At 58.2% G+C, this 16,318-nt stretch carries 15 protein-coding genes; 9 read left to right on the top strand and 6 right to left on the bottom strand.

What is annotated here, in order from left to right:
• Position 1 precedes the first annotated feature (1 nt).
• Together AFK67_RS09785 and AFK67_RS09780 are read left to right on the top strand one after the other, a co-directional pair.
• Complete coding sequence (locus AFK67_RS09785) at positions 2–766, top strand: hypothetical protein (protein ID WP_007710156.1); 765 nt, start codon at positions 2–4, stop codon at positions 764–766.
• Between the two features lie 63 nt (positions 767–829).
• A complete protein-coding gene (locus AFK67_RS09780; protein WP_032966240.1) occupies positions 830–1,423 on the top strand; it encodes a flavin reductase family protein in 594 nt (197 codons plus the stop codon).
• A 169-nt stretch (positions 1,424–1,592) separates the two neighbouring features.
• Here AFK67_RS09780 and AFK67_RS09775 read toward each other — a convergent pair whose 3' ends face one another.
• On the bottom strand, positions 1,593–2,009 hold the full coding sequence (locus AFK67_RS09775; protein ID WP_007710162.1) for a TfoX/Sxy family protein: 417 nt from the start codon (positions 2,007–2,009) through the stop codon (positions 1,593–1,595).
• Between the two features lie 457 nt (positions 2,010–2,466).
• Between AFK67_RS09775 and AFK67_RS09765 the strand changes: the two genes are divergently transcribed.
• Positions 2,467–3,231 carry a meso-2,3-butanediol dehydrogenase gene (locus AFK67_RS09765; protein WP_007710166.1) on the top strand — a complete coding sequence of 255 codons (765 nt, stop codon included), beginning with the start codon at positions 2,467–2,469 and terminating at the stop codon, positions 3,229–3,231.
• Positions 3,232–3,270: 39 nt separating this feature from the next.
• Here AFK67_RS09765 and AFK67_RS09760 read toward each other — a convergent pair whose 3' ends face one another.
• Complete coding sequence (locus AFK67_RS09760; RefSeq protein ID WP_007710169.1) at positions 3,271–4,356, bottom strand: NAD(P)-dependent alcohol dehydrogenase; 1,086 nt, start codon at positions 4,354–4,356, stop codon at positions 3,271–3,273.
• 226 nt (positions 4,357–4,582) lie between these two features.
• Entirely contained in the window at positions 4,583–5,404 is an 822-nt protein-coding gene (locus AFK67_RS09755) for an arylamine N-acetyltransferase family protein (RefSeq protein ID WP_007710172.1), read from the bottom strand.
• A 502-nt stretch (positions 5,405–5,906) separates the two neighbouring features.
• Between AFK67_RS09755 and AFK67_RS09750 the strand changes: the two genes are divergently transcribed.
• Positions 5,907–6,416: a ferritin-like domain-containing protein gene (locus AFK67_RS09750; RefSeq protein ID WP_007710174.1), complete on the top strand. Its 510-nt coding sequence runs from the start codon at positions 5,907–5,909 to the stop codon at positions 6,414–6,416.
• Positions 6,417–6,487: 71 nt separating this feature from the next.
• Entirely contained in the window at positions 6,488–7,393 is a 906-nt protein-coding gene (locus AFK67_RS09745; protein WP_007710178.1) for a manganese catalase family protein, read from the top strand.
• 46 nt (positions 7,394–7,439) lie between these two features.
• Here the strand turns inward: AFK67_RS09745 and pptA are convergent, their stop codons facing one another.
• A complete protein-coding gene (pptA, locus tag AFK67_RS09740) occupies positions 7,440–7,670 on the bottom strand; it encodes a tautomerase PptA (RefSeq protein WP_007710181.1) in 231 nt (76 codons plus the stop codon).
• Positions 7,671–7,943: 273 nt separating this feature from the next.
• Between pptA and nfsB the strand changes: the two genes are divergently transcribed.
• On the top strand, positions 7,944–8,588 hold the full coding sequence (gene nfsB, locus AFK67_RS09735) for an oxygen-insensitive NAD(P)H nitroreductase (RefSeq protein ID WP_038883683.1): 645 nt from the start codon (positions 7,944–7,946) through the stop codon (positions 8,586–8,588).
• 56 nt (positions 8,589–8,644) lie between these two features.
• On the opposite strand, the gene ampC is transcribed toward nfsB, so the two are convergent.
• Positions 8,645–9,772, bottom strand: a complete 1,128-nt coding sequence (gene ampC, locus AFK67_RS09730) for a class C beta-lactamase (protein ID WP_007710187.1) — start codon at positions 9,770–9,772, stop codon at positions 8,645–8,647.
• 329 nt (positions 9,773–10,101) lie between these two features.
• Here ampC and ansP point away from each other — a divergent pair, with 329 nt between their 5' ends.
• Positions 10,102–11,559 carry an L-asparagine permease gene (gene ansP / locus AFK67_RS09725; protein WP_007710189.1) on the top strand — a complete coding sequence of 486 codons (1,458 nt, stop codon included), beginning with the start codon at positions 10,102–10,104 and terminating at the stop codon, positions 11,557–11,559.
• A 123-nt stretch (positions 11,560–11,682) separates the two neighbouring features.
• Complete coding sequence (locus AFK67_RS09720; protein WP_007710191.1) at positions 11,683–12,729, top strand: DUF1176 domain-containing protein; 1,047 nt, start codon at positions 11,683–11,685, stop codon at positions 12,727–12,729.
• A 67-nt stretch (positions 12,730–12,796) separates the two neighbouring features.
• Here AFK67_RS09720 and yncE read toward each other — a convergent pair whose 3' ends face one another.
• The gene (gene yncE / locus AFK67_RS09715) at positions 12,797–13,855 is read right to left on the bottom strand and encodes a 7-bladed beta-propeller protein YncE (RefSeq protein ID WP_007710193.1); all 1,059 of its coding nucleotides are present in this window, start codon (positions 13,853–13,855) and stop codon (positions 12,797–12,799) included.
• Positions 13,856–14,124: 269 nt separating this feature from the next.
• Between yncE and pqqU the strand changes: the two genes are divergently transcribed.
• Positions 14,125–16,242, top strand: coding sequence for a TonB-dependent receptor PqqU (gene pqqU / locus AFK67_RS09710; protein ID WP_007710195.1), 2,118 nt, complete (start codon positions 14,125–14,127; stop codon positions 16,240–16,242).
• Positions 16,243–16,318 lie beyond the last annotated feature (76 nt).

Below are 16,318 nucleotides of genomic sequence, written 5' to 3'. Positions count from 1 at the left end.
GATGGGCACGGCGATATTTATGGTTCTGATGGTCTGCGGCTACTGGTACACCAGCCGCGATCTCTCCACACGTTTTAAATTTATGCGCACCTCCGGGTGGGATGTCTATTTCTTGGTGGCGCTGTATGGCTGTATTTTCGTCCTCCAGGGCGTGCTCGCCACCGGGCTGCTGTGGCTGGCGTTGCTGGGCGTATCGAGCCTGCTGAATGCCTTTCCGGCGTGGTCCGGCAGCGATGATTATCACTACCAGATGGCATTTATGAACTGGAGCTTTCTCGGCATCCAGGCCCCTGTAGTGCTCATGCTCGGCTTCGCCATTATGTTCTGCCTCTATCGCGCCAACTGGTCGCCCACCGCGAGGCTCGATAACAGCGGGCGGCGCACACTCTACCGGTCGCTGTCGCGCGCCAACGGCATCGAAGGACTGCTGTATGAGTGTATGGAAGAGGGCGAACTTATCTGGATAACCATGAAATCCCAGCGCGTGTATATCGGGATGATCCACAGCGCGACCTTCGACAGCACCCGCAGCGATATCAGCAATCTGGTGCTGATCCCAATGCTGAGCGGCTATCGCGATCAGGAGACGCTGGATTTGCGCGTTGAGCACAACTACAGCGCCTGGTATGACAGCCACGACATTACGCTCACCACAGGCGAGAAATCGGCGCTGGCGTACCGCAAGGTGATTTTGCTCAATCAGATTGAGAGCCTGTCGCTGTTTGACCCGGCCCAGTCGCTGGCGCTCGGCATGCGCGACACATAGCGTAAAACGGCCCCGCCGGGGCTGTGCTACCCTGCTCGCCTTCGTTGACTAAGGGTGAGGCGTATGAACGACAATCGTTCCTTTATGGCGCCGGTACCGCTGGAAAAAGCGTACCGGTTAATTAACCACGGGCCGACGGTGCTGGTGTCCGCCCGTCATGACGGCGTGGAGAACGTGATGGCTGCCGCGTGGGCCTGCGGGCTCGATTTCGCGCCGCCGAAAGTGACGGTGGTTATCGATAAAATCGCCCGCACCCGCGAGCTGCTGGAGCGCAGCGGTACGTTTGTGCTCCAGGTGCCGACCGTCGCACAGCGCGAAATGACGTATCAGCTGGGTACGCTGAGCCTGCATAACGAACCGGAGAAACTCAGGCTCGCCGGAGCGGAGCTGTTAGAGATGCCGGGCGTGGACGCGCCGCTGGTCGCAGGCTGTTCCGCCTGGCTCGCCTGCAAGCTCATTCCCGAATCGCATAACCAGCAGCAGTACGATCTGTTTATCGGCGAGGTGACGGCCGCCTGGGCCGACACACGCGTGTTCAGCGATGGCCGCTGGCACTTTGAGGACGCGCCAGCACAGCTGCGCAGTCTGCATCATGTGGCAGGCGGGCATTTCTACGCCATCGGCGACGCATTCGCGCGGCCCGACAGCGAGATTTGACTTCACCGCCCTTTTCTTTTGGTTCACCGTACCAAGCCAGCTTGTCTGGCTTTTTTATTGTCTTTTCATTGGGCTTTTTCACGCCGCGCGCTTTTTTCACTGCAAAGCGAGACACACAGCGCTGATGCCAAAGCAGCAGATTTGTTGGATCTTATAAAGTATGTTGTAACTAAAGTTCGTTTTTATCGTTCGTTTTGGCGGTCGCTCGGTCGTTTCGGGCGGTTTTACGCGGTTTCTTAACAGGCGTTCGCGCGGCAGCGGCCAGCCCCTCACGCGCCCAGCGGAGAAATTCGTCGTTATCTTCCACCAGCTCCTCCGGCAGGCGGTAATAACCGAGCGCCACCGTCTGCTGTCCCCCGCTGCGGCGCGTGGTGACATACGTAAAAGGCGCAAAGCCCGCAGCGATAAACCGCGCGCGGTTTTGTTCATCGGCTTTGATATAAACCTGCGCATCGCCGTCCACCAGCGCAAACATTCTGCCGCCCTGAAACAGCGCCACACAGCCAAACATGCGGCGCGTCTGCGCCCCGCCGAGGGGTGCCAGCTGATCCACTACAAAAGTGATGTACTCCGGTGAAACGTTCATAGTCCTCCTCCGCCCGCTGGCGGGCATGAAAATTAACGGCGACCGGCACCTGTAGCGGATCGCCAGATTGATCCTTTTAATCAAAAAGGATCGCAATACGTGACAGGGTTGGCCGCTCTGCATTGGATAAGATCACTTGCGATCGACTATCAGGATATTTTTTGTTCACTTTGCACATGTTATCCACAGGCAAGCGGAGCCGTACAACAATATCTTTATGCTAAATGAGTAACCGTTTGATAAGCAAAGTGAAAGTGATGTCCCGCTACGTCGTCTTTATTTGCAGCGCGAAAATTTGGCTTTGGTCACATTTTTTAATGACTTTTTATCTTCGCGAAAACAGGCAGTTACGCGCCTTTGCGCGTTCCCGACTTGCGAAGTACGTGATGAATGCCAGAGTTAACAAGGACTTGATGATTTCGCACAGCATTGTGCCAGACACTGAAAAGGAGGATGTATGAACCGTTTTCAAGAAAAAGTGGTGGTCGTAACGGGTGCAGGCTCAGGGATTGGCGCGGCAGCGGCGCGTCGTTTCGCCCGTGAAGGCGCAAGCGTGGTGCTGGTCGGGCGCACCAAAGAGAAGCTCGATAAAGTGGCGGCGACGCTTGCCCAGGGCAAACATCTGGTGACGCCCTGCGATGTCTCCGATCCGGCGCAGGTCCAGGCGCTGGCGCAGCGCGTCACCGATGAATTTGGCCGGGTCGATGTGCTGGTCAATAACGCAGGGGTGATTGTTCAGGGCAAAATCCACGAGATCAAACTCGAAGAGTGGGAAACGTTGATGGGCACCGATCTCAATGGCGTCTTCTACTGCCTGCACGCCTTTATGCCGGGCCTGCTGAAAACCAAAGGCAACGTCGTGAATATTTCGTCCGTGTCGGGGCTCGGCGGCGACTGGGGAATGAGCGTTTATAACGCGGCGAAAGGCGCGGTCACGAACTTTACCCGTTCGCTGGCAATGGACTACGGCGCCGACGGCGTGCGCGTGAACACCATCTGTCCGGGTTTTACCTTTACTGAACTGACGGAAGACACCAAACAGGACGAGACGCTACTGCAAAAATTCTATGAGCGTATCCCGATGCAGCGTGCCGGCGAGCCGGAAGATATCGCCGATGCAATTGCGTTTCTCGCAAGCGACGACGCCCGTTATATCACCGGCGTGAATCTGCCAGTCGATGGCGGTCTGACCGCGTCGAACGGCCAGCCGAAACAGGCGTAAAAAAAGCGGGCCCCTGAGGCCCGCTTTTCACGGTGTGCATCATGCTGCCGTGACCGCCGCCAGGCGCGCGCCCTGTTGCAGTGACGCCATATCGATAACAAAACGGTACTTCACGTCGCTCCTGAGCATTCTCTCCCACGCTTCATTGATTTCCTGAATGTTGATCACTTCCACATCCGCAGAAATCTGGTGCTTCGCGCAGAAATCGAGCATCTCCTGCGTTTCCTTAATGCCGCCAATGCACGAGCCCGCGATAGCGCGCCGACCGATGATCATCGGCACGGTACTAACCGGCGGCGCCATGTCGCCCAGCAGGCCGACAAACACCAGCGTGCCGTCAATCTTCAGCGTCGCGAGATATGGGTTGATATCGTGCGCGTAAGGCACGGTGTCGATAATCAGGTCGAAATGCCCGGCGACCTGCGCCATCTGGCTTTCCTCTTCCGAGAGCACGACATGATGCGCGCCGAGCCTGCGGGCGTCCTCCTCTTTACCGGGCGAACGGGTAAAGAGCGTCACGTCGGCGCCCAGCGCATGGGCAAGCTTGAGCGCCATATGCCCGAGACCGCCTAAGCCAATCACCGCGACGCGGCTGCCCTTGCCCACCTTCCAGTGGCGCAGCGGCGACCAGGTCGTGATCCCGGCGCAGAGCAACGGCGCCGCGCCTTTGATATCAAGACCCTCAGGAATACGCAGCACGAAGTCCTGAGAGGCGAGGATAATCTGCGAATAGCCGCCGAACGTCGGTTCGCCATCGTGCCGGTCGGTGCCGTTATAGGTCTGGATATTGCCTTCGAGGCAGTATTGCTCAAGTCCGGCGCGACACGGTTCGCAGTGGCGGCAGGAGTCGACCATACAGCCGATGCCCGCGAGATCGCCCGGTTTGAATTTTTTCACGTCGCTGCCGACCGCCGTGACGCGGCCAATGATTTCGTGCCCCGGCACGAGGGGATAGCGGCTGAAGCCCCAGTCGTTGCGCGCCTGATGGAGATCGGAATGGCAGACGCCGCAGTAGAGGATCTCCAGCACGACATCATCGGGGCGCGGGGTGCGGCGGGTAAATTCAAAGGGAGCCAGCGGCGCCTCGGCGGTTTGCGCGGCATAGCCCAGCACTTTCATGGTCATCGTTATCTCCGGTTACGCGTATCAGCGGTGTTTATTTCTTATACAGTGCATCAGTGACTTTTGCCAGGCGTCAGGGTTCCGCCCGCGCGCGGGAAGAAGCGTTATAAAAATCTAACCTATTGATAACGAAAGTGCCGCTCCCCTCCCCCACCGCGGCGGATTATTCTGCTTTGCGCAAATCCGCCGGGTGTGAGCGCCAGGGGAACGCTCGCCCTCCCGCGCAGGCTTAAGGATTGTCGCGACGCAGCTGCGCCATCATCGCGCAGAAATCGTCACGCGTGACGCCGTGCGTCGGATGATTGAAACGCATCCCGAAATCCGTTTGCAGGCAGTCATAGACCGCGCTGTCATCCGCAAGCGTGCGGCGCTCGCCGTTAACGGTCAGCTGGTTATTCAAAAGCTTGCGCGGCGTCTCGCCTGGTGGATGCAGCGCCGCCAGCAGATGGTGACGGAAATGCGAGTCTGGCCAGTGGGCGATGAAATGGTTCGCCATCAGGTAGTCGCCCGGATACTGGCGCGCCTGGTCAAAGCGATAGAGCGCGTGCCAGTCATCGCCTTCTTCTTTCATCAGCAGAAACTCGCTCTGCTGGCTTTCGATGCGAAAACGTCCTTCCGGGCCGGTTATCTCCGCGCCGTGCTGAAGCGGGATCGGCGCGCTCAGCGTCGCGCCGCCGAAGCCGACATCGGCAATCCATGGGGCGCCGTCAAGCGTGACCTGCACCAGCCGGTGCGTGCGCGGCGGCATGTCGTTCGGCCCGGCAATGAGTACCCGTGCCGCCAGCGCCTCCACCGCAAACCCACATTCGGCGAGCGCGCGGGTAAAGAGCGCGTTTTGCTCAAAGCAGTAGCCGCCGCGGCCCGCCTCCACCAGCTTGGTGAAGATAGCGTCATCATCAAGCAGGATCTCGCGCCCTAACAGGACGTCGAGATTCTCAAACGGGATAGTGGCGGTGTGGCACTGGTGGAGCGCGTTTAGGGTCGCGAGCGTCGGTAGCGGCTCGCCGGTAAAGCCGATGCGGGCGAAGTAATCCTGTCGTCTGAATGCCATGAGCGGTTCCTTATCTGTGTCCTTACCTTTACTTGTCTGACTTAAGGTCTTTCTGCCTGTCTGAGGATAGACGCATTCCGGCCATGCGACGTGGCATCCTGTAGCAGCTGTCGCGCCGCGAGTGTCTTTTTCCGTCAAAATGAATAATTAGCTCAATGTTTAAGCCTGAGTGATGTTTATTTACCGCTTCGCTTAATTAAAAGTTGACCTTTAATTTCAGGCAAGGTAAAGCGAATGTAAAAATAAAATGCACGTGCAATTATTTATTATTTGAAGTTATACGCCACTCGCAACCATGTACATATTTGCCTTGCAAGTGAATAATTATTATGCGGTTAATTTTAGTTAAGATTAGTCTCAAAAAACAGAATATCCCGGATAAGGCGTTTTGTTTGGAAATATCTGCTACGCTTTTAAGTGCGTATCAAATTTAATAAATTCTGTAGAGGACGCATAAAAAATTTCTTTACAGGTAACTGTTTTATTCCGGAAGAGGTGATTTATGACGACATACGAAGAAAATTATCATGACTGGCTACGTGACGCCCATGCGATGGAGAAACAAGCGGAACAGATGCTGGAATCAATGGCTTCCCGTATCGAGCACTATCCGGATCTCAAAGCACGCATCGAGCAGCACATTGAAGAAACACGCCACCAGCTGCAACTGATTGATTCTGTTATTGAAAGAAACAACGTTTCCAGCTCTGTCGTCAAAGACACCATGAGCAAAATGACGGCGATGGGTCAGGCCGTCGGCGGTATGTTTGCCTCCGACGAAGTGGTGAAAGGCGCCATCAGCGGCTACGTTTTCGAACAGTTCGAAATCGCCTGCTATACCTCGCTGATTGCGGCCGCCAAAGCGGTAGGTGACGAACAGGGCGTCGTCGTGTTCCAGCAAATTCTGGAACAGGAAATTGCGATGGCCGAATGGTGCCTGAATCATTTACCGGACGTCACGCAACAATTCCTTAATCGCTCTGCCGCCCCTGGCGTTGAAGCGAAAAAATAATGTTTTTTAATTTACCTGCCAGCGCGCTGGCAAGTCTCTGTTGAGTGTTGTCGTGTAAACAGGAGAACCTGATGTTCCGACATGTAAAACAACTGCAATATACGGTCCGCGTCGCCGGGCCGAATCCGGGGCTGGCAAATTTACTGCTGGAACAGTTCGGGGGCCCTCAGGGCGAACTGGCTGCCGCCACCCGTTATTTCACCCAGGGGCTGGGTGATGAAGATCCGGCGCGTAAAGAAATGCTGATGGATATCGCCACAGAAGAACTGAGCCATCTGGAAATTATCGGTTCACTTGTGGGGATGCTCAACAAAGGCGCGAAAGGCGATCTCGCGGAAGCCACTGAATCGGAAGGCGAACTCTACCGTTCTATTACCGGCGCCGGCAATGACAGCCACCTGACCCAGGTGCTCTACGGCGGTGGGCCGCCGCTGACCAACTCCGCAGGCGTGCCGTGGACGGCCGCGTATATTGATACGATCGGCGAAATCACGGCGGATTTGCGCTCGAACATCGCGGCGGAAGCGCGCGCCAAGATTATCTATGAGCGACTCATCAACCTGACGGACGATCCGGGCGTCAAAGACGCGCTCGGCTTCCTGATGACCCGTGAAGTCGCGCATATGCTCTCGTTTGAGAAAGCACTCTACTCTATTCGTAATAACTTCCCGCCGGGCAAACTTCCGCCGGTGGAACAGTACACGAATGTTTACTACAACATGTCTAAAGGCGACGACCTGCGCGGCAGCTGGAACAGTGACGAAAACTTCGAGTACGTCGCCGACCCGCAACCCGCAGTTAACGGAGGCGACGGTATGATCGATATCCAGCTTGGTCCAGATCAGCAGGCAAGCGTACTGAATATGGCACAGCGTCTGCAGTCCGATCCGGGCATCAACCCGGTGACTGGCGCGGAAATGGGCGCGTCCCTGCCCCCGCTGGAACGTCAGGCGAAAAAGCCCGGCGAGAAAAAATAAGCGTGCTGTAATAAAAAACCCTGCTTCGGCAGGGTTTTTTTATGGTTTACATCTCGTAGCCGGGCTTGCGCGCCAGCGTATCGAGAAACGGCGCAATCTCTTTATCCCACACCTCGCCCTTCCACTGCGCCGGCTGCACTTCGTTAAGCGCCACCGACACCGAACTCTCCTTGCTTTGCAGATGCTTCACGATAACCTGAGTTAACTCATCGGCGAGCGCCTGCTGCTGGGCGTCACTGAGATCGCGCGGGAAGAATTTCACATCGATATGCGGCATAACGGTTCCTTAAGTGGCGTGTGCGAGTCCTGATAATGCCTCAAACCCACCGTGTGGTTCACCCTTTTCTTACACGCCGCAACCAGCGTGGCGTCCTTATCGTGACGTTGTCACTTATTTTTTAGCATTTTTTGCCGCAAAGCCCGCTTGCGTCAGCCGCCGGGTGTTGCCGCCGTCTGGTTTCGACTACTATCGGTTGCCTTAGCACAGACAATAACAGTGAACCTGCCCGTGGCCGTGACACACTGGCCCGGCATTGCACCAGGAGAGCGTATGAACCTTAATGACATTATTCGCACACGCCATACCAGCAAAGCCTATGACAACAGCCGTAAGCTTACTGCCGAACAGCAGCAGCAACTGCTGGATTTGCTGCGTTTCAGCCCCTCTTCGGTAAACTCCCAGCCGTGGCATTTCTTCGCGGTCACCAGCGACGAAGGCAAACAGCAGATCCTGCCGGCGCTGATGGATGCTAACCAGGTCAAAGCGCGTAATGCCGCCATGACTGTGGTCTTCACCATCAAAGAGGAGCTTGACGAAGCGCATCTGTTACAGCTGCTGGAAAAAGAGCAGCAGGATGGCCGTTATGACAGCGAAGAAGCGCGCGCGGGCAACGACAAAGGCCGCCGCTACTTCGTGGGCCTGAACAGCGTGACGCCTGAGCAGCAGCGCGAATGGATGACCCGTCAGGCGTATCTCGCTCTCGGCTTCCTGCTGCTGGGCGCGGCCGCGATGGGGCTAGACGCGACGCCTATCGAAGGTTTCCACCCGGAGAAAATGGACGAGGCGCTGGGGCTTAAAGAAAAAGGCCTGAAGAGCGTCGTGGTGGCGACTCTCGGCTATCGCAGCGACGCGGATTTCAACGCCACGCTGCCAAAATCCCGTCTCGACCAGGATGTGGTTATCACCCAGCTCTGATGCGCTGCCGGTAACGAGAAGGCCGCCCGTGGGCGGCCTTTTTTCGTGCTGGCGGGCTATTTATCGAGGTGCTCAATAATCTGGTACGCGGCTTTCACCCGGTCGTCATTCGGGAACCACTTGTTCGCGAGCATAATGAGCGCGATGCGTTTTTCGGGGATAAACACCGCGTAGGTGGAAAACCCGTTGGTGGAGCCGGTTTTGTTATACCAGGCGGCCTGCGGCGCTTTCTGCGGCGGCACGATAGCTTGCGCCTTTAGCCCTTGCATAATGCGCTGGCTGCTGTTGCCTTCCCGCAGTTTTTCAGGCGAAGAGGGCCACGGATAGAATTCCCACATCATCGCCTGCGTGAACTCGCCGCTGCGATAGTAACCGTTGTGCGTGGCGTCAAGCGAAGCGCGCCAGCGCGGGGAGACCGCGCGCTCGCCAAACTGGATTTGCAGATAGCGCAGGAGATCGGCGCTACTTGATTTCAGCCCGTAGGATTCCGCGTCCAGCGGGCCCGGCGTCACGCGCACCGGTTTGTCGTCTTTGTTGTAACCCTGCGCGTAGTCGCCCATCGCGGCGGCAGGCACATTCACAAAGCTCTGCGTCATGCCGAATTCCGCCAGCAGCCCCTGCTCCATCGCTTCGCTAAACGGCTTATCCAGCGCCTTCGCGGTGATAAGCCCGAGCATCCCGATACCGAGGTTAGAGTACACGCGCTCGCTGCCGACCGGCTGTTTCGGCTGCCAGGCGCGATACCAGTCCATCAGCTGCGCGGTATTTTTCACGTCATCCGGCACAAACAGCGGCATACCGGAAGTATGCGTGGCGAGGTTTTGCAGCGTCACGCCATCAAACGCGCTGCCTTTAAGTTCGGGCAGATAGCGGCTGGCGGGCGCGCTGAAATCGAGTTTGCCCTCCTGCTGCGCGTAGCTCGCAAGGGCCGCGGTAAAGGTTTTACTGAGCGAGCCAACTTCAAAGAGCGTCTTTTCATCCACCGGCTTTCGGGTCTCTTTTGACGCCACGCCGTAATGCCAGAAGTGCGTTTCGCCGTTCACGGACACGGCCACCGCCATGCCGGGGATCTGGTAATGCGCCATTAGCGGTTTGACCACGTCATCCGGCGTCCAGCCGGTAGCGGCCTGGGCGCTCCCGCCCAATGACATCATCATTACCAGCGCGCATGCTTTGCTTTTCATCGGCTCTCCTCGCCACAGCTCGTTACAGAAAACGGCATTATCAGGGTTTTACGTGACAAGACAAGGCGGCTTGCGCGCGCTTTGTGAACAACAACCCTGATAGCGTTATGGGCTAACGAGTCCTGGTTCACACCCTGACTGGTAGGCTTTGCGTAGGCCGGATTTTGCGGTTAGGATGCTGCGCCATGTTTTGTCTTATCCGCACAACATAATCACAGGAAAGACGAACATTTGCCGTACAAAAAACCAACACAGGCAAACGTTTGGTTGGTTAACGGCGGCCGGCTATTTTGGCTCGTTCAGGTTCAGACAGGACTACAGGAAAACCAATGAAAACAACGAAGCAAAACGCGGCTGAGCATCGCGCCGCGAAACGACGCTGGTTGAACTCTCATGAAGAGGGTTATCACAAAGCGATGGGCAACCGTCAGGTGCAGATGATAGCTATCGGCGGCGCCATCGGTACGGGCCTGTTTTTGGGCGCGGGCGCGCGTCTGCAGGCAGCCGGGCCGTCGCTGGCGCTGGTCTATCTGGTGTGCGGCATCTTCTCTTTCTTTATCTTGCGCGCGCTTGGCGAACTGGTGCTCCACCGTCCGTCGAGCGGCAGTTTTGTCTCTTACGCCCGTGAATTCCTCGGTGAGAAAGCCTCTTACGTGGCGGGCTGGATGTATTTCGTGAACTGGGCGATGACCGGCATCGTCGATATCACCGCCGTGGCGCTCTATATGCACTACTGGGGCGCGTTCGGCGATGTCCCGCAGTGGGTCTTCGCGCTCGGCGCGCTGGCGATTGTCGGCACCATGAACCTTATCGGCGTGAAGTGGTTCGCCGAGATGGAATTCTGGTTTGCGCTGATTAAAGTGCTCGCCATCGTGGTGTTCCTGGTGGTCGGCGTGGTGTTTCTCGGCACCGGCAAACCGCTCGACGGCAATGCGACGGGCTTCCATCTGATAACCGATAACGGCGGCCTGTTCCCGCACGGCCTGCTGCCTGCGCTGGTGCTGGTACAGGGCGTGGTGTTCGCCTTCGCGTCTATCGAACTGGTCGGCACCGCGGCGGGCGAATGTAAAGATCCGCAGACGATGGTGCCGAAGGCCATCAACAGCGTAATCTGGCGTATCGGCCTGTTTTACGTCGGCTCCGTGGTGCTGCTGGTGCTGCTGCTGCCGTGGAACGCCTACCAGGCGGGCCAGAGTCCGTTCGTGACCTTCTTCTCGAAGCTTGGCGTGCCCTATATCGGCGACATCATGAACATGGTGGTGCTGACCGCGGCGCTCTCAAGCCTTAACTCCGGTCTCTATTCAACGGGCCGTATCCTGCGTTCGATGTCCATGGGCGGCTCCGCGCCGAAGTTCATGTCGAAGATGAGCAAATCGCAGGTGCCGTTCGCGGGTATTCTGGTGACGGTCTGCGTCTATATCGTCGGCGTCTTCCTGAACTACCTGGTACCGTCACAGGTGTTTGAGATTGTCCTGAACGTCGCGTCGCTCGGTATTATCTCTTCCTGGGCGTTTATCGTTATCTGCCAGATGCGCCTGCGTAAAGCCATCAAAGAAGGCAAAGCCGATGACGTGCCGTTCAAACTGCCGGGCGCGCCGTTTACCTCGTGGCTGACGCTGCTGTTCCTCGCCACCGTGCTGGTGCTGATGGCGTTCGACTACCCGAACGGCACTTTCACCATCGCCTCGATCCCGCTGATTGCCATTCTGCTGATTGCGGGCTGGTTCGGCGTGCGTAAGCGCGTGCAGGAGATCCACAGCACCGCGCCGCAACAGCACCCGGAATAACGCCTCTGCTGCGAATAAAGGAGCCGGAAGGCTCCTTTTTTTATGCGTACTATTACTGGTAGGTTGCCCGAAACGTCGCCGCACTTCACCCTATGACGCAGCCTACGAACACAAGGAACCGTTATGACACCTGCAACCCTCAAAGCACTCGCCCTCGCCCCGCTCTGTGTCGCGCTCAGCGTCGCCGCCGTCACTCCCGTGCGCCCGGCCTTTAACCATAAAGACTGGGGGATGGTCTGCGACAATACCGGCACCTGCCGCGTTGACGCCTATGAAGCCAACGAGGGCACCGGCGGCTCGCTGCTGCTGACCCGCAACGCCGGGCCGGACGCGCCGGTCAGCGCCATGATCCGCCTGGGCGAGATGGATGACGACATCAAACCCTCGCAGGGCGCGATGCACCTTGAGATTGACGGTAAAGACCTCGGCACGCTGACAGAAGACAGCAAAGAAGCGACCTGGCAGCTTAATGACGCGCAGACCGCCGCCGTCATCAAGGCCGTTAAGGGCCGCGGTAACGTGGTGTTTAAGTCGGATAACCGCCGTTTTGCGCTCTCCGCCGCCGGCGCCAGCGCGGTGCTGCTGAAAATGGATGACGTCCAGGGCCGTGTCGGCACGCCGGGCGCCATGATGAAAAAAGGCGATAAACCGGAAAGCGCCGTGCCTGCGCCGGTTCCCGCCCCGGTTATTCACGCGGCGGCGGTCAGCGACGCGCAACCCACCACGCTTACCGGCGCGGCGCTTGCCACGCTGCTGCCACGGCTTGAAGCCGCGAAGCTCGACGGCGACAGCTGCGACGGGCTGACCGATGAAACGCTGCGTAACGAGCCGGTGACCGTCACGCCGTTAAGCAACGGCAAAGCGCTGATCGCCGCCACCTGCTGGCGCGCGGCCTATAACGAAGGCAACGGCTACTGGGTCATTGATGAGGCGCTGAAAGGCAAACCGACGCTGATAACGCTTGTCGGCAGCGATTACGATAAAGGCAATATCATCTCCGTGCAGCGCGGGCGCGGCATTGGCGACTGCATGGGCGGCGCCAGCTGGACCTGGAACGGCGAGACGTTCGTACAGAGCGACGACTACGGCACCGGCGACTGCCGTCTCATCCGCGCCGGCGGCACCTGGGAGATGCCGACGCTGGTGACAAAAGTCATTCCGGCAAAATAAACATAGCGGGCTGCTTCTGGTTTCCGCCCCACCTGATGAAAAAGCCCCGCAAACGCGGGGCTTTTCGTTACAGCGCGATGCGGATGACGTCATCCGGGCTGGTGGCTTCCTGCTGACGGCTGGAGGCCTGCTTAACGGTGACAAAAAGTGTTTTGCCATCCGGGGAGAGCGCGAGGCTGTTCGGGTGTACCGGCGTTTTAAGGGTTTTTGTGACAGCGTAACTTTTAGCGTCAATCACGCTGACGCTGCCCGCCTCGCGATGCGTCAGGTAGACCTCGTTGCGCGCCGGGTTAAAGAGCACGGCAAGCGCGTTCGGCGCGTCGATAACTTTGGTGACCTCGCCCGTGCGGGTATCGACCACCCGCAGCTGCGGCTGTTTCGAATCCGCCACAAAGGCGCGGTGATTGGCCGCGTCAAGGCTCAGGTTGATAAAGAAATGTTCCTTGCCGTCATCCGCCAGCTTTTTGCGCGACAGCACCTGATTTGTCGCGGTGTCGATAGTAATAAACTCGCCGTCGGCATTGGTGGTGTACAGGCGCTTCGCGGCCGTATCCAGCGCCAGTCCGGTGCTGTATTTGCCAAGCCCGGTGATGCCCGCGCGTTTTTTCAGCGTCTCGCCGTCCACGACCCAGATTTCGCTCTCGTTGCCCACCGCGCCGATATACACGGTATTGGTCGCCTCATCCACCGCCAGCTCGCGCGGCTGAAGCGGCTTCACGCTTTCTGAGCGCGCACGCCCGTCCAGCACCAGACGCCCTTTCACCTCGCCGGTTTTCGCATCGACGGCAGTCACCGCGCCGTTCACGGTATTGCCGAACCACAGCGTGTTGGTTTTGGTGTTAATGGCTGCGCCAAAGGGTTTGAGATCGTTATGAATCACCTGGGTGATTTCAAGCGTTGTCGGGTCGAGACGGTAGATGACGCCGCCTTTATCCAGCTTGCGGCTCTGCGAGGTGGCGACAAACAGCGCCTGCTCCGCCGGGCTGTAGGCCATCTCATAGGCGCCTTTGCCGACGGGCTTGCGCAGCATCTCTTCTGCAGCCTGCGTGGTGAAGGTAGCGAACGTGCTGGCGAACAACAGCGCGCCGAGCAGCGCGCGCGGCGAGGAAAGGTGACGTAACTGCATAAGAACTCCCTTTGAAACGAACAAAATGGGCTGCATCACATTGATCCAAAAGCATTGCCCGGCGTTACCGTGGCGTTTTATTATAGATGAGAATAATAATCATTATTCACCCAAAGGGAAATCTTTTTGCGGGTGTTTAAACTGGCTGCGCCCGCTACACTTTGAGGGTTAACGCAACGTGCCGTTTAATTTTTCAAAAATTTACAAAACGTTTAAGATTACGTCACAGTTTTTATTTGTTTTATGACTTCCGGGATCACGTAAACCGCATGAAAATCTCCCGCGCTCGCTATGCGCCCTTCGCTCTTTTACTGCCTGTCGCGCTCTCGCCCGCGCATGCCGCCAGCACCGCTGAACAGACCATGATCGTCACCGCCGCGCCTGGCGGCGTCTCCGAGCTGGATACGCCCGCCTCCGTCAGCGTGGTGAACGGCGATGATCTCCGCCACGCCGCCCCCCAGGTGAACCTGTCGGAAAACCTCGGCAGCGTGCCGGGCCTGCAAATCCAGAACCGTCAGAACTTCGCCCAGGATCTACAACTGTCGATGCGCGGCTTCGGGTCGCGTTCCACCTACGGTGTGCGCGGCATCCGCATGTATGTCGACGGCATTCCGGCAACGATGCCGGACGGCCAGGGCTATACCTCGAATTTCGATCTCAACAGCATTGAGAGCGTCGACGTGCTGCGCGGGCCGTTTTCCGCGCTCTACGGCAACGCCTCCGGCGGTGTTATCAACGTGAAAACCGCCACCGGAACGCCGCCGCCGACCATCGAGGCGGGCACGTATTACGGCAGCTTTGGCAGCGTGCGTTACGGGCTGAAAGCGAGCGGCGCGACCGGCGACGGGACGCACGCGGGTGATGTCGATTACACCCTCTCCACCACCCGCTTCACCACGCATGGCTACCGCGACCACAGCGGCGCGCGTAAAAATCTCGCTAACGCGAAGCTCGGCGTGCGCCTCGATGAGGCCAGCAAACTGACGCTGCTCTTTAACAGCGTCGATATTAAGGCCAACGATCCGGGCGGGCTGACCCGCGAGGAGTGGCGCGCTAATCCGCGCCAGTCGCCGCGCGGTGATGAATTCAATACCCGCAAAACCACGAAGCAGACCCAGGCGGGCCTGCGCTATGAGCGCGCGCTGACGGAACAGGACGATCTGAGCGTGATGGCTTACGCGGGCGAGCGCGAAACCACGCAGTTCCAGTCGTTCAAAAAGGGCTTTCAGGCCGCGCCCACCAACCCCGGCGGCGTTATCAGCCTCACGCGCCACTATCAGGGTATCGACAGCCGCTGGACGCACCGCGATGCGATCGCAGGCGTGCCGGTGAGCGCCACGCTCGGGCTTGACTACGAAAATATGCGCGAAGACCGTAAAGGCTATGAAAACTTCCGTGAAGTGAACGGCGCTACGCAGTATGGCGAGAAAGGCAATCTGCGCCGCAACGAGCGCAACCTGATGTGGAACGTCGACCCGTATCTGCAAACGTCCTGGCAGCTTACCGAACAGCTGAGCCTCGACGCGGGCGTGCGCTACAGCAACATCTGGTTCGACTCTAACGATTTCTACGTCGTGCCGGGCAACGGCGATGACAGCGGCGAGGCCAGCTACCACAAATGGCTGCCCGCAGGCTCGCTGAAATATGCGCTGACCGACGCCTGGAACGTCTACGCCTCCTGGGGCCGCGGGTTTGAAACCCCGACTATCAATGAGCTCTCCTATCGCTCCGGCAATCAGAGCGGCCTGAACTTCGCGCTGAAGCCGTCTACCAGCGATACCGTTGAGATCGGCAGTAAAACCCGCATCGGCAACGGGCTTGTCACCGCCGCGCTGTTCCAGACCGATACCGATAACGAAATCGTGGTCGATCAGAGTGTCGGCAGCGGGCGCAGCAGCTATAAAAACGCCGGTAAAACCCGTCGTCAGGGCGTCGAGCTGGCCGTCGATCAGCAGTTTGCCGACGCCTGGAAGCTGAAAGCGGCCTGGACGTACCTTGACGCCACCTACCGCACCAATGTCTGCCGCACCGGCGACTGCACCGGCAACCGGATGCCGGGCATCGCCCGTAACATGCTCTATGCGTCGCTCGGCTATGAGCCAGAGACCGGCTGGTACGCGGGTGGCGACGTGCGCTACATGAGCAGCATCATGGCCAATGACGCCAACGACGCGAAAGTGCCGTCGTATACCACGGTTGGCCTTAATACCGGCTATAAATTCCAGCGCGGCAACTGGCTGCTGGATGTATTTGGCCGCGTCGATAACCTGTTCGATAAATCCTATGTCGGGTCGGTCATCGTTAATGAATCCAACGCCCGCTACTACGAGCCCGCGCCGGGTCGTAATTACGGCGTGGGCGCGAGCCTGAGCTACCGCTTCGAGTAACCCCGCCGGGCGGTTTCGCGCCGCCCGCTTTTTTATTTGCCGAAACGCCGCACATTTTCAGGCGCTCTCACCGTCC

It is taken from the genome of Cronobacter dublinensis subsp. dublinensis LMG 23823, assembly GCF_001277235.1.
Lineage (GTDB): Bacteria > Pseudomonadota > Gammaproteobacteria > Enterobacterales > Enterobacteriaceae > Cronobacter > Cronobacter dublinensis.
This window is presented reverse-complemented; position numbering and strand designations above follow the sequence as displayed.